At 71.5% G+C, this 13,743-nt stretch carries 12 protein-coding genes; 2 read left to right on the top strand and 10 right to left on the bottom strand.

Annotation, left to right across the window (positions count from 1 at the left end):
* Window positions 1-6 precede the first annotated feature (6 nt).
* Window positions 7-1,269, bottom strand: coding sequence for a histidine--tRNA ligase (gene hisS / locus ACFW3D_RS14285; RefSeq protein WP_500504428.1), 1,263 nt, complete (start codon window positions 1,267-1,269; stop codon window positions 7-9).
* 14 nt (window positions 1,270-1,283) lie between these two features.
* Complete coding sequence (locus ACFW3D_RS14280; RefSeq protein ID WP_500504427.1) at window positions 1,284-2,000, bottom strand: MBL fold metallo-hydrolase; 717 nt, start codon at window positions 1,998-2,000, stop codon at window positions 1,284-1,286.
* 188 nt (window positions 2,001-2,188) lie between these two features.
* On the opposite strand from ACFW3D_RS14280, the gene ACFW3D_RS14275 reads away from it, so the two are divergent.
* Together ACFW3D_RS14275 and ACFW3D_RS14270 are read left to right on the top strand one after the other, a co-directional pair.
* Entirely contained in the window at window positions 2,189-3,016 is an 828-nt protein-coding gene (locus ACFW3D_RS14275; protein WP_500504426.1) for a peptidylprolyl isomerase, read from the top strand.
* 220 nt (window positions 3,017-3,236) lie between these two features.
* Window positions 3,237-4,466: a DUF349 domain-containing protein gene (locus ACFW3D_RS14270; RefSeq protein ID WP_500504425.1), complete on the top strand. Its 1,230-nt coding sequence runs from the start codon at window positions 3,237-3,239 to the stop codon at window positions 4,464-4,466.
* A 75-nt stretch (window positions 4,467-4,541) separates the two neighbouring features.
* Here ACFW3D_RS14270 and ACFW3D_RS14265 read toward each other — a convergent pair whose 3' ends face one another.
* The 8 genes from ACFW3D_RS14265 to ruvC all read right to left on the bottom strand — a co-directional run bounded on the left by ACFW3D_RS14265 (window position 4,542) and on the right by ruvC (window position 13,653).
* Window positions 4,542-7,007, bottom strand: a complete 2,466-nt coding sequence (locus ACFW3D_RS14265) for a RelA/SpoT family protein (RefSeq protein ID WP_500504424.1) — start codon at window positions 7,005-7,007, stop codon at window positions 4,542-4,544.
* A gap of 211 nt (window positions 7,008-7,218) precedes the next feature.
* Window positions 7,219-7,779: an adenine phosphoribosyltransferase gene (locus tag ACFW3D_RS14260; RefSeq protein WP_500504423.1), complete on the bottom strand. Its 561-nt coding sequence runs from the start codon at window positions 7,777-7,779 to the stop codon at window positions 7,219-7,221.
* 55 nt (window positions 7,780-7,834) lie between these two features.
* Window positions 7,835-8,971 (bottom strand): protein translocase subunit SecF, encoded by a 1,137-nt coding sequence (gene secF / locus ACFW3D_RS14255; RefSeq protein ID WP_500504422.1) that lies wholly within the window; start codon window positions 8,969-8,971, stop codon window positions 7,835-7,837.
* Window positions 8,971-10,725: a protein translocase subunit SecD gene (secD, locus tag ACFW3D_RS14250; protein WP_500504421.1), complete on the bottom strand. Its 1,755-nt coding sequence runs from the start codon at window positions 10,723-10,725 to the stop codon at window positions 8,971-8,973. Before secD ends, secF begins: the two co-directional genes overlap by 1 nt.
* A gap of 103 nt (window positions 10,726-10,828) precedes the next feature.
* On the bottom strand, window positions 10,829-11,254 hold the full coding sequence (yajC, locus tag ACFW3D_RS14245; RefSeq protein WP_500504420.1) for a preprotein translocase subunit YajC: 426 nt from the start codon (window positions 11,252-11,254) through the stop codon (window positions 10,829-10,831).
* Between the two features lie 161 nt (window positions 11,255-11,415).
* The gene (ruvB, locus tag ACFW3D_RS14240; RefSeq protein ID WP_500504419.1) at window positions 11,416-12,480 is read right to left on the bottom strand and encodes a Holliday junction branch migration DNA helicase RuvB; all 1,065 of its coding nucleotides are present in this window, start codon (window positions 12,478-12,480) and stop codon (window positions 11,416-11,418) included.
* 31 nt (window positions 12,481-12,511) lie between these two features.
* Entirely contained in the window at window positions 12,512-13,126 is a 615-nt protein-coding gene (gene ruvA, locus ACFW3D_RS14235) for a Holliday junction branch migration protein RuvA (RefSeq protein ID WP_500504418.1), read from the bottom strand.
* Window positions 13,123-13,653 (bottom strand): crossover junction endodeoxyribonuclease RuvC, encoded by a 531-nt coding sequence (ruvC, locus tag ACFW3D_RS14230; protein ID WP_500504417.1) that lies wholly within the window; start codon window positions 13,651-13,653, stop codon window positions 13,123-13,125. The genes ruvA and ruvC overlap by 4 nt, the downstream gene beginning before the upstream one ends.
* Window positions 13,654-13,743 lie beyond the last annotated feature (90 nt).

Here is a 13,743-nt window from a genome sequence, read left to right as displayed (position 1 = left end):
GACGGTTCAGACGAGGCGTTCGCGCACGGCCGCGACGACGCCGTCGACCGGCACGGCGGCCTGCTCGCCGCTCTCCAGGTCCTTCAGCTGCACGACGCCCTCGGCGAGGTCGCGTTCGCCCGCGACGATCGCGAAGCGGGCACCCGACCGGTTGGCCGACTTCATCGCGTTCTTCAGGCCCCTGCCGCCGAAGGCGAAGTCCGTGGCGACACCCGTCCGGCGCAGCTCGGTGACCACGCCGAACAGCACCCGGCGCGCCTCCTCGCCCATCGGCACCGCGAACACCTGGGTGGGAGCGGGCAGTTCGAGCTCGATGCCCTCGGCCTTCAGGGCCAGCACCGTACGGTCCACACCCAGCGCCCAGCCCACCGACGGCAGCTCGGGGCCGCCGATCATCTCGGACAGGCCGTCGTAGCGGCCGCCGCCGCCGACCGCGGACTGCGAGCCGAGGCCGCCGTGGACGAACTCGAAGGTGGTGCGGGTGTAGTAGTCCAGACCGCGGACCAGCTTGGGGTCGTCCTCGAACTCCACGCCCGCCGCCGTCAGCAGCTCGCGCACCTGCTCGTGGTAGGCCTTGCACGCCTCGCACAGGTGGTCGCGCATCATGGGCGCGCCGACGAGCTGCTTCTGCACGCTCTCGCGCTTGTCGTCCAGGACGCGCAGCGGGTTGATCTCGATCCGCCGGCGGGTGTCCTCGTCGAGGTCGAGGCCGCGCAGGAAGTCCTGGAGTGCGGCCCGGTAGACCGGACGGCACTCGCGGTCGCCCAGCGAGTTGAGCAGCAGACGGAAGTTGCGCAGCCCGAGCGAGCGGTAGGCGTCCACGGCCAGGATGATCAACTCGGCGTCCAGCACCGGGTCCTCGGCGCCGATCGCCTCCGCGCCGACCTGGGAGAAGTGCCGGTAACGCCCGGCCTGCGGCCGCTCGTAGCGGTAGTACGAGCCGGAGTACCAGAGCTTGACCGGGAGGTTGCCCGCCTTGTGCAGGTTGGCCTCCAGCGCGGCGCGCAGCACGGAGGCGGTGCCCTCGGGGCGCAGCGCGAGGTGCGTGCCGCCCTTGGTGGTGAGGGTGTACATCTCCTTGGTCACGATGTCGGTGGACTCACCGACACCGCGGGAGAAGAGCTCGACCTGCTCGAAGCCGGGGGTCTCGACGTAGCCGTAACCGGCCCGCCGCAGCGGGGCGGAGAAAGCCTCGCGGACCGCCAGGAACACGGCGGAATCGGGCGGCAGGAGGTCGTAGGTGCCCTTGGGGGCCTTGAAGGTGCTCACTGTGAGGTCTCTCGTCACATTCCTCGTCGCGGCGGGGACGGGTGGTCGTCCCCGCCGAGGCCGCGGGCCACCTCCGTCAGGTACGGATTGGTGGCGCGCTCACGGCCGATGGTCGTCTGGGGTCCGTGGCCGGACAACACCACGGTCGAGTCGTCGAGCGGCAGGCACACACGGGCCAGCGACGCGTACAGCTCGTCCATGGAACCGCCGGGCAGATCGGTGCGGCCTACGGAGCCGGCGAACAGCAGGTCGCCCGAGAAGAACACCGAGGGGATCTCGGACGTCTCCGGGAGCCTGAACGTCACCGACCCCTCGGTATGGCCGGGCGCGTGCGCCACGGACAGCTCGAGACCGGCGAGTTCCAGCGTGCTGCCGTCGGTGAGTTCCCTCAGGTCGTCGGGCTCGCCGATGGTGAGTTCGCCGAGCAGCTGCGCGCCGATGGAGCGGCCGAGGGCCTTCTCCGGGTCGTTCAGCATGTAGCGGTCCCGGGGGTGGATCCAGGCCGGGACGCCGTGGGCCCCGCAGACCGGGACGACCGAGGCCGTGTGGTCGAGATGGCCGTGGGTGAGGATGACGGCGACGGGCTTGAGACGGTGTTTGGCGAGCGTGTCCGCGACGCCCTGGGCCGCTTCGTGGCCCGGGTCGATGATCACGCACTCCTCACCGGCGGCGGGGGCGACCACGTAGCAGTTGGTGCCCCAGGCCCCGGCGGGGAACCCGGCAATGAGCACGTTCGTCCTTCTGTCGGCTGTCGTTCTCGGCAGGTCGTGCCGCACGATGGCGGCCCCACGAGCCTACCGGCGCGAACGCGGCCATCGCGAACCAGTAACGTCGCTGGACGGGGGGCGCGCCGGACGCGAAGATCGGCGGCGTACTCACATTCGGACGCGACGAGCAGAAGTCATCGGGAGACGGCTCAGTGGTCACCAAGGATCAGCGGCGGCGCCAGCTCGCCCGGGATAAGTTCGAGCGGCAGCATGAGCGCCGTGTGCAGGCCCACCGCAAGACCGTGCGGCGCAACGCGGTGGTCGCCGCCGTGCTCGCGGTCGTCCTGGCGGCGGGCGCCACGGCGTGGGCGGCCGGCGCCTTCAGCACGGACAACGCCAAGAAGGACGACGCCGCGGCCGCGGGCACCTCCCCCAGCCCCGCGGAGCCGAGCAAGGCGCCCGACCCCTGCGCCAAGCCCGCCGAGGGCAGCCCCGGCACGGAGCAGTGGAAGAAGGAGCCGGCGGTCACCGTCGACACCGCGGCGAAGTACACCCTCTCGCTGAAGACGACCTGCGGCGACATCGCGCTGGACCTCGACGCGAAGAACGCCCCGCACACGGTCAACTCCTTCGCGTTCCTGGCCGGCAAGGGCTACTTCGACCACACCAAGTGCCACCGGCTCACCACCAGCGGCATCTACGTGCTGCAGTGCGGCGACCCGACCGGTCAGGGCACCGGCGGCCCCGGCTACACCATCCCGGACGAGAACCTGAAGGCCAAGGAGATCGCCGGGGGCAGCTACCCGGCGGGCACGGTGGCCATGGCCAACACCGGCCAGGCGCACACCGGCGGCAGCCAGTTCTTCCTGGTCTACAAGGACAGCCCGCTGCCGCCGAACTACACCCCGTTCGGGACGATCGGCGCGGCCGGCATGAAGGTGCTGGACAAGATCGCCGCCGCGGGCGAGTCGACCGGCGCCGGGGACGGCGCCCCGAACGCCACCGTGGTGATCGACAAGGCGACGGTCGCGAAGTCCTGACCCCCGTGTCCCGCACCCGCGGGTTAATTTCGCGGGTGCGGGATGCGGACAGCCGGGGCACCGGTCGCCTATGTTGGCGTTGTGTAGGGTGCCTGCTCCGACGGCTGCACCATGGATGTGAGCGGACCGTCGGACCGGTCCGGGCACGGCCCGGCCGAATGGAACTGTGGACGATGCCCGCGAGCCGTGCGACGGCCGGGCATCACGTGGAGGAGGCGCTGTGAGCAGCGACCCGTGGGGCCGCGTCGACGAGACGGGGACCGTGTACGTGCGTACGGCCGATGGCGAGCGCGAAGTCGGCTCGTGGCAGGCGGGCTCCCCTGAGGAGGCGCTGGCCTACTTCGAGCGGAAATACGAGGGCCTCGTCGTCGAGATCGGCCTCCTCGAACGCCGGGTGAAGACCACCGACCTGGCCCCCAAGGACGCGTTGACCGCCATCGATCACCTGCGCACCGCGGTGACCGAGGCCCACGCCGTCGGCGACCTGGCCGCCCTCGCCAAGCGGCTGGACGCGCTGACCGAGCAGGTCGACGCGCGCCGCGAGGAGCGGAAGGTGGCCAAGGCCAAGGCCTCCGAGGAGGCCAGGACGGCCAAGGAGGACCTGGTCACCGAGGCCGAGCAGCTGGCGCAGAGCGAGCAGTGGCGGGCGGCCGGCGAGCGGCTGCGCGCTCTGGTCGACACCTGGAAGGGCCTGCCCCGGCTGGACCGCAAGACCGACGACGAGCTGTGGCACCGCTTCAGCCACGCCCGTTCGGTCTTCTCCAAGCGGCGCAAGGCCCATTTCGCGGCGCTCGACGCGCAGCGCGAGGACGCCCGCCGGCGCAAGGAGAAGCTGGTGGAGGAGGCGCAGGCGCTCTCCGGCTCCACCGACTGGGGCCCGACCGCGGCGCGCTACCGCGAGCTGATGACCGACTGGAAGGCCGCCGGCCGCGCCCAGCGCGAGGCGGAGGACGACCTGTGGAACCGCTTCCGCGGCGCCCAGGACGTCTTCTTCGCGGCCCGCTCCGAGGTCTTCGCCGAGCGCGACACCGAGCAGCGCGAGAACCTCGCGCTCAAGGAGGAGCTGGCCATCGAGGCCGAGAAGCTGCTCCCGGTCACCGACCTGAAGGGGGCACGCGCCGCCTTCCGCGGGATCAACGAGCGCTGGGAGGCGATCGGCCACGTGCCGCGCGACGCCCGGCCGCGCATCGAGGGCCGCATGCACGCGGTGGAGCGCGCGATCCAGGAGGCCGAGGAGTCCGAGTGGCGCCGCACCAACCCCGAGGCGAGGGCTCGTGCCGCGGGCCTGACCGGCCAGCTGCAGGCGGCCGTCGACAAGCTGCGTGAGCAGATCGAGACGGCAAGGGCGGCGGGGAACACCTCCAGGGCCGACAAGCTGCAGCGGGAGCTGGACGGGCGGCAGGCGCTGCTCGACCAGGCGCTCAAGTCCCTGGACGAGTTCGGCGGCTGAGGCTCCGCCGGGCACGGCCCGGAGCATCGCGAAGGGCCCGTACGCGAGGCGTACGGGCCCTTCGCCGTGACTGCGTCAGCGCTGGCGCGCCGACGTCACGCGGTACACGTCGTAGACGCCCTCGACGCCGCGGACGGCCTTCAGGACGTGTCCGAGGTGCTTGGGGTCGCCCATCTCGAAGGTGAAGCGCGAGGTGGCCACCCGGTCGCGGGAGGTCTGCACGGCGGCGGACAGGATGTTGACGTGCTGGTCGGACAGGACGCGTGTGACGTCCGACAGCAGGCGGGACCGGTCCAGTGCCTCGACCTGGATGGCGACCAGGAAGACCGAGGACTGGGTCGGCGCCCACTCGACGTCGATGATCCGCTCGGGCTGCTGCGAGAGCGACTCGACGTTCACGCAGTCGGCCCGGTGCACGGAGACGCCGTTGCCGCGGGTGACGAAGCCGATGATCGGGTCGCCCGGCACCGGGGTGCAGCAGCGGGACAGCTTGACCCAGACGTCCTTCTCGCCCTTGACGATCACGCCCGGATCGGCGGCCGAGCGGCGCTTGGTGCGGCTGCGCGACGGGGTCGTGACCTCGGCGATGTCCTCGGTCGCGCCCTCCTCCCCGCCCAGGGCCTCGACGAGCTTGTGCACGACGGACTGCGCGGTGATGTGCCCCTCGCCGATCGCCGCGTAGAGCGCGGAGATGTCGGGGTAGCGCATCTCGTGCGCGAGCGTGACCAGCGAGTCGCCGGTGAGCACGCGCTGGATCGGCAGGTTCTGCTTGCGCATCGCGCGGGCGATGGCTTCCTTGCCCTGCTCGACGGCCTCCTCGCGGCGCTCCTTGGAGAACCAGGCGCGGATCTTGTTGCGGGCGCGCGGGGACTTGACGAAGCCGAGCCAGTCGCGGGACGGGCCGGCGCCCGCCGCCTTGGAGGTGAAGACCTCCACCGTGTCGCCGTTGTCGAGGGTCGACTCCAGCGGCACCAGGCGGCCGTTGACCCGCGCCCCTATCGTGCGGTGGCCGACCTCGGTGTGGACGGCGTACGCGAAGTCGACGGGGGTCGCACCGGCGGGCAGTGCGATGACATCGCCCTTGGGGGTGAAGACGAAGACCTCGTTGCGGGACAGGTCGAAGCGCAGCGACTCCAGGAACTCGCCCGGGTCCTCGGTCTCCTTCTGCCAGTCGAGCAACTGCCGCAGCCACGCCATGTCGTTGACGGCGTCGTCCTTCTTCGCGGACTTGGGGCTGTCGGTGCGCACCTTGGAAGCGCCGGCGACGGCCTCCTGCTTGTACTTCCAGTGCGCCGCGATGCCGTACTCGGCGCGGCGGTGCATGTCGAAGGTGCGGATCTGGATCTCGACCGGCTTGCCGCTGGGCCCGATGACCGTCGTGTGGAGCGACTGGTACATGTTGAACTTGGGCATCGCGATGTAGTCCTTGAACCGCCCCGGCACCGGGTTCCACCGCGCGTGGATGGTGCCCAGCGCCGCGTAGCAGTCGCGGACGGTGTCGACGAGGACGCGGATCCCCACCAGGTCGTAGATCTCGGCGAAGTCGCGGCCCCGCACGATCATCTTCTGGTAGACGCTGTAGTAGTGCTTCGGGCGCCCGGTGACGGTCGCCTTGATCCGGGCGGCCCGCAGGTCCTGCTGCACCTGGTCGGTGACGACCGCCAGGTACTCGTCCCGCTTGGGGGCGCGCTCGGCGACGAGCCGGACGATCTCGTCGTACATCTTGGGGTAGAGGATCGCGAAGGCGAGGTCCTCCAGCTCCCACTTGATGGTGTTCATGCCCAGCCGGTGCGCCAGCGGGGCGTAGATCTCCAGCGTCTCGCGGGCCTTCTTCTCCTGCTTCTCCCGCTTCAGGTAACGCATGGTGCGCATGTTGTGCAGGCGGTCGGCGAGCTTGATGACCAGCACCCGCGGGTCCTTCGCCATGGCGACGACCATCTTGCGCACCGTCTCGGCCTGCGCGGCCTCGCCGAACTTGACCTTGTCCAGCTTGGTGACGCCGTCCACCAGCAGGGCGACGGAGTCGCCGAAGTCGCGGCGCAGCGCGTCGAGACCGTACTCGGTGTCCTCGACGGTGTCGTGCAGCAGCCCGGCCATCAGCGTCGCCGGGTCCATGCCGAGCTCGGCCAGGATCGTGGTGACCGCGAGCGGGTGCGTGATGTAGGGGTCGCCGCTCTTGCGCTTCTGGCCCCGGTGCCACCGCTCGGCGACCTGGTAGGCGCGCTCGATCTGGCGCAGCTGCGACGGGTCGCCCTTGGGGTCGTTGCTGCGGACTATGCGCAGCAGGGGCTCCAGGACGGGGTTGTACGGGCTGGACCGCTGCACACCGAGCCGGGCGAGGCGGGCGCGGACACGGTTGGACGAGGTGGCCGGCCGGTTCGGGGCCACGCTGCCGGGAGTGCGTACGGGCCGGGCGGGAGCCGCCGGGGCGGCGGGAGCGGGCTTGGCGGCCTTGCCCTCCGCGGCTGCGGGGGGTGCGGCGGGCGCGACGGGAGGAGCCGCGGAGAGGGAAGCCGCCTGCTTCCCGTCTGCGGCGGTCATCGGCTGAGCCTGCCTGGCCTCTTCTTGCAAGGGCACTCCTTCTGGTCCCCTCCCGGCCGGAGACGGGCGAGGAGGGAGGTTCCGAGACACCATGGTAGCGATCTGATCGGGTGAACCGCGTCCCGTCCGCCCCGTGGCCCCCCGCAACGTACGGAGGCGGGCTCCCGCACCGCTTGCGCGGCCGGGAGCCCGCCTCCGGCGAGCCAGGGGCTCAGACGGCGATCAGCGCCTCCAGGGGCGCGCCGGCCAGGGACGGGGCCAGGCGGGCACGCCCGCCGAGGAAGCCCAGTTCCAGGAGGACCGCGAGACCCGCGACCTCGGCACCGGTGCGGCGGATCAGCTCCAGGGACGCCTCGGCCGTGCCGCCGGTGGCGAGCACGTCGTCGATGACCAGGACCCGGTCGCCGGCCGAGAAGGCGTCCTGGTGGACCTCGATCTCGGCGGTGCCGTACTCCAGCTCGTACGCCTGGCCCAGCGTCGCACCGGGCAGCTTGCCCGCCTTGCGCACGGGCACGAACCCGAGGCCGGCGCGGGCGGCCGCCGGGGCGGCGAGGATGAACCCGCGCGCCTCGAGGCCGACGACCTTGTCGGCGCCGTGCCGGACGCAGAGCCCGGCCAGTGCGTCGATCAGCGCGTTGAACGCCGCGGGGTCGGCCAGCAGCGGGGTGATGTCCTTGAACATCACGCCCGGCTGCGGGTGGTCGGGCACGTCCCGGATGCGGCTGAGCAGCAGGCTGCGCAGCCCCTCCGGGGTGGCGTCCGTCGTGGTCATCGACTGTGTTCCTCGGTGCTTCGTCGCTGCGTGTCGTCCGTCGTCCGCCCCGTCCTCAGCGGCGCTTGCCGGAGGGACGGTTGCGGCCGCGGTTGTTGCGGGCCGGCTGGGTGCGCTGGCTGCCGACGACGGCGCCCGCGTGGGCGTCGTCCTCCTCGGGGTCGCCCTCGTCCGCGGGGGACGCGTCCTGCGGCTCGTCCGCGGCGTCGCCGCCGCGGCGGGCGTCGGCGGCGCGCTTGGCGAGCACCCGCTTGCGCAGCGCCTTCATCTCCGGGTCGCGCTCCTTGAGGTCTGCGACCAGCGGGGTCGCGATGAAGATCGAGGAGTACGCACCGGCGGTGAGGCCGACGAAGAGCGACAGGGCGATGTCGTTGAGCATGCCCGCGCCGAGCAGGCCGCCACCGACGAAGAGCAGGCCCGCCACCGGCAGCAGCGCCACGACCGTGGTGTTGATGGAACGCACCAGGGTCTGGTTGAGGCTGCGGTTGGCCAGCTCGCTGTACGTGTAGCGGTTCTGCTTGGTGATGTCCTTGGTGGACTCCTTCAGACCGTCGAAGACGACGACGGTGTCGTAGAGGGAGTAGCCGAGGACGGTCAGCAGACCGATCACCGTGCCCGGGGTGACCTCGAAGCCCACGATCGCGTAGACGCCGATGGTGATCGTGAGGTCGTGGATGAGGGCGATCAGGGCGGCCACGGCCTTGCGCCACTCGAAGGCGATCGCCAGGTAGATCGTCACCAGGACCATGAAGATCACCAGGCCCTGGAAGGCCTTCTTGGAGATCTCGTCGCCCCAGCTCGGCCCGATGATCTGCGGGTCGATGTCGTTCGCCTTGACGTTCAGATCCGTGGCGATCTCGCCCTGGATCTCCTTCGCCTCGTTGAGCGAGATGTCGCTGATCTGGATGCGGACGGCGCCGGAGCCGAGCTTCTGCACGATGGCCTGGTGCCCGCCGGTGTTGTCGGCGACCTTGTCCTGGACCTGGCTGACCGACATCTCGGTCTTCGGGGTGGTGAAGACCGCGCCGCCGGAGAACTCGATGCCGAGCTTGAGGCCGTTCACGGCGAGACCGATGATCGCCGCCACGGTGATGAGGACCGAGACGCCGTACCAGAGCTTGCGGTGGCCGACGAAGTCGTAGGCGATCTCGCCTCGGTGCAGGCGGTGCCCGAGGTTGCCGAGCCGGGACATCAGGCCTCCTTGACGTCGGTACGGGCCGCGGGGCGGCGGGTGCGGCGCAGCGGGGGGTTGACGCCCAGGGCGCGCGGGTCGAGCCCGGACCAGGGGTGTCCGCTGGCGTAGAACTTCTTGCGGGCCAGGATCGTCATCAGCGGCTTGGTGAAGAGGAACACCACGGCCACGTCGAGCAGCGTCGTCAGGCCGAGGGTGAACGCGAAGCCCTGGACCTTGCCGACCGAGACCACGAAGAGCACGGCGGCGGACAGGAACGACACGAAGTCCGAGACGAGGATCGTGCGGCGGGCGCGCGGCCAGCCGCGGGCCACGGCCGGCTGCAGGGAGCGGCCCTCGCGCAGCTCGTCACGGATGCGTTCGAAGAAGACGATGAACGAGTCGGCGGTGATGCCGATGGCGACGATGGCGCCGCAGACCGCCGGCAGGTTCAGCGCGAAGCCGATGGCCGGGCCGAGCAGCGTCATGATCTCGTAGGTGAGGATCGCCGAGACGATGAGGCTCAGGATCGCCACGAAGCTCAGGCCGCGGTAGTACGCGACCAGGTAGAGCACGACCAGGGCGAGGCCGACGCCGCCGGCGATGAGGCCGCCGTGCAGCTGCTCGCCGCCGACCGCCGCCGACACCTTGGTGACGTCCGACTTGTCGAAGGTCAGCGGCAGGGAGCCGTAGGACAGGACGTTCGCCAGTTCCTCGGAGCTCTCCTGGGTGAAGCTGCCGTAGATCTCGGCGCTGCCGCTCAGGGTCTGGTTCACCGAGGGGGCGGAGACGACCTCGTTGTCCAGCACGATCGCGAACTGGTTGTTCGGCGGCTGCTGCTGGGATAGCTGCGAGGTGATCTTCGAGAAGGCCTTGGAGCCGGTGCCGTCGAAGTTCAGGGTGACGACCCAGCCGTTGCCGCCCTGGGTGTCGAACTGCGCGGCGGCCTTGCTGACGTTCTTGCCGTCGACCGCGGCGGGGCCGAGGGCGTACTTGGCGTTGCCGTCCTGGCTGCACGCGACGATCTTGTCGGTCGGCTTGGCCTTGAGGTTCAGGTTGGCGCGCGTCTTCGCGTCGGAGCAGTCCAGCGCGGCGAGCTTCGCCTGCAGGTCCTCGGGGATCGAGGTGTCCAGCGCGCTGCCCGGGGCCGCGGCCGAGGGCGACGGGCTCGGCGCGGGAGCGCCCGAGGCGGGGGCGGACGGCGTCGGCGAGGCCTTCAGCGCGTCGGTGACGGCGCGGCCCTGCGTCGAGGCGCTGGCGGACGGGGAGCCGGAGACCTTGGCGCCGGTCGAGGCGCTCGCGGACGGCGAGGCCGGCGACGAGGGCGAACCCGAGGGGCTGCCGCTGGGCGAGGCCGGGGCCGGCGGGGTGTTGGCCACCTCGGCGAGCACGGGCCGGAAGTAGAGCTGGGCGGTGGTGCCGACCTGCTGCTCGGCCTGCGCGGCGTTGGTGCCCTTGGGGATGTTGACGATGATGTTCCGGTCGCCCTGGATCTGGCTTTCGGCTTCCGAGACACCAAGACCGTTGACACGCCGGTCGATGATCGACTTGGCGGTCTCCATGTTGGTCTTGTTGATCGCGCCGGCCTGGTCGCTCTTGGCCGTCAGCGTGATGCTCGTACCGCCGGCGAGGTCGATGCCCAGCCGGGGGGTGGTGTGGCCGGAGAGGAACATCCCTCCGGTGAGCGCCACGATGGCCAGCAGGATCACTGCCAGCGCCCGCCCGGGGTATCCCTGGCTCCCCGAGGGCCTACGGCCCCTCTTCGGTGCTGCCACCTTCTCGATTCTCCCTGTCCAACCGCCCTGCGACCTGCGCGCAGCGGGGCGGCACGATGAGTAGTACGGACTTGCCGACCCTGGAAAAGTACCGGGCGGGCCGTTACTTCTTGTCGGTGCCGTCCGTCTTGGGGGCGTCCGCGGCCGCGGCCTCGTCGGCGGACTTGCTCAGGTCGACGGCTTCGTCGTCCTTCCCGGCGTCCTCGACGTCCTCGGCGCCGTGCGCCTCGAGCTCGGGCTCCGGGTCGATGCCGTGGACGATGCGGTCGTACTCGGCCTGGTCGAGGACCGCGGCGATGGCGTTCTTCGCGAAGTGCGCGTGGACGCCGTCGGCCAGCTCCAGCAGGACCGTGTCCTCGTTGACCTCCTTGACGACGGCGTACATGCCGCCGATCGTCCGGACGCCCGAACCGGGGGCCATCTGGTCACGCATCTGCGTGGCCTGGCGCTGCCGGTTCTTCGCGGAGCGGGTCATCAGCAGCATGACACCGATGATCAGGACGAAAGGCAGGATTTGAACCAGATTCATGGTGTCTTGACGATCCTTCGCACGGCCGCTGGGGCCTGGTCTACGGGATTGTGGGCGTCGCTCCCGGAGGTACGACGTCGGCGGAGTCTAAGCGTTCGTTCGCCGGTGGAACAACGCCAAGCATTACACCGAGGTTCCTGCGGCGGCGAGTCTCCCCGCCGTCAAGGGCCGAACAGCCCGTCTTGCCCGGGTCCGCCGCCCTGTGGCGGCACGAGTCCGAGGTGTGCCCACGCGGCGGGAGTGGCCACCCGGCCGCGGGGCGTGCGCGCCAGGAGCCCCTCGCGCACCAGGAACGGCTCGGCCACCTCCTCCACCGTCTCCCGCTCCTCCCCCACGGCCACCGCCAGTGTCGACAGCCCCACCGGGCCGCCGCCGAAGAGCCCCAGCAGGGCCCGCAGCACGGCGCGGTCGAGCCGGTCCAGCCCGCGGCCGTCGACCTCGTACACGTCCAGTGCCTGCGCGGCGACCTCGCGCGTGATCACGCCGTCGGCCTTCACCTGCGCGAAGTCCCGTACGCGGCGCAGGAGTCGGTTGGCGATGCGCGGGGTGCCGCGGGAGCGGCCGGCGATCTCCGCGGCGCCCTCGGACTCGATGTCGACGTCCAGCAGCCGCGCGGACCGGTGGATGACCCGCTCCAACTCGGCCGGTGCGTAGAACTCCATGTGGCCGGTGAAGCCGAAGCGGTCGCGCAGCGGCGGCGGCAGCAGGCCCGCCCTGGTGGTGGCGCCGACCAGGGTGAACGGTGGCAGTTCGAGGGGGATGGCGGTGGCTCCGGGCCCCTTGCCGACGATGACGTCGACCCGGAAGTCCTCCATCGCCATGTAGAGCATCTCCTCGGCGGGCCGGGACATCCGGTGGATCTCGTCGAGGAAGAGCACTTCCCCCTCGGCGAGTGAGGAGAGGATCGCCGCGAGGTCCCCGGCGTGCTGGATCGCGGGGCCGGAGGTGATGCGGATCGGGGCGCCCATCTCGGCCGCGATGATCATCGACAGGGTCGTCTTGCCGAGTCCGGGGGCCCCGGAGAGCAGTACGTGGTCCGCGGTGCCGCCGCGCTGGCGTGCGGCCTTCAGCACCAGGTCGAGCTGCTCGCGCACCCGCTCCTGACCGACGAACTCCTCCAGCGCCTTGGGCCGCAGCGCCGCCTCGACGGCCTGGTCCTCGCCGTCGGCGGCGGCGCCGACGAGACGGTCGGCGGTGGTCGGTACGGACTCGTCGTCCCAGTTCACTTCGGTGCGCCTTACGGTCGGCGGGCTACGGTCAGCGGGCTCGGTTCAGGGTCTGCAGGGCGGCCCGCAGGAGGGCCCCGACCTGCGGATCGGTGCTCGCCTCGGCCTGCGGGGCCACGGCGGCGACGGCCTCCTCGGCCTCGCGCGGCTGGTAGCCCAGGCTGATGAGCGCGGCGTGCAGCTGCTCGCGCCACGAAGCGGGTCCGGCGGCCACCGCGGGGCGTGCGGCGCCCGCCCCGCCGACGGGGGCGCCGAGGCGGTCCTTGAGTTCCAGCAGCAGCCGCTGGGCCCCCTTCTTGCCGATGCCCGGGACGGCGGTGAGCGCCTTCTCGTCACCGGTGGCGACGGCCATGCGCAGCGCGTCCGGGCTGTGCACGGCGAGCATGGCCTGGGCGAGCCGGGGGCCCACCCCGCTGGCGGTCTGGAGCAGTTCGAAGACCTGGCGCTCGTCGTCGTCGGCGAAGCCGTACAGGGTGAGGGAGTCCTCGCGGACGACGAGGGAGGTGGCGAGCCGGGCCGGCTCCCCCACGCGCAGTGCGGCAAGGGTGCCCGGGGAGCACTGGACGGCCATCCCGATGCCGCCGACCTCGATCACGGCCGTGTCGGGGGCGAGGGCGGCCACCGGCCCGCTGACGAAGGCGATCATGTGCTGGGCTCCTGGGTTCGTGCTCGGGCGACGGCCTGCTGGAGGCGGTTGGTCGCGGTGCCGCGCCAGATGTGACAGATGGCGAGCGCCAGCGCGTCGGCGGCGTCGGCGGGTTTCGGCGGGGCGTCGAGCCGCAGCAGCCGGGTGACCATGGCGCCCACCTGGGCCTTGTCGGCCCGGCCGCTGCCGGTGACGGCGGCCTTGACCTCGCTGGGGGTGTGCAGGTGCACCGGCAGCCCGCGGCGGGACGCGCACAGGATGGCGACCGCGCTGGCCTGGGCGGTGCCCATCACGGTGCGCACGTTGTGCTGGCTGAACACCCGTTCCACGGCGACCGCCTGGGGCGCGTACTCGTCCAGCCAGGCCTCGATGCCGCGCTCGACCAGCACGAGGCGGTGGCCGATGTCGGCCTCCGCCGGGGTACGGACGACGCCGACCCCCGCCATGCGCAGCGGCCTGCCCGGAGTCCCGTCCACCACACCGACGCCGCACCGGGTCAGCCCCGGGTCCACGCCCAGCACACGCACCGCGCCCCTCCCTCCCTCGGACAGCCGTTCAGCGGGTTCCTGGAGGCTATCGGGTGCCACCGACAACGACGGCGGCCCGGTGGGGGTGTG

Origin of the sequence: Streptomyces sp. NPDC058864 (assembly GCF_042742985.1) — a bacterium.
Lineage (GTDB): Bacteria > Actinomycetota > Actinomycetes > Streptomycetales > Streptomycetaceae > Actinacidiphila.
Note: the sequence above shows the minus strand (reverse complement) of the source record. Positions and strands in the feature narration are given on the sequence as shown.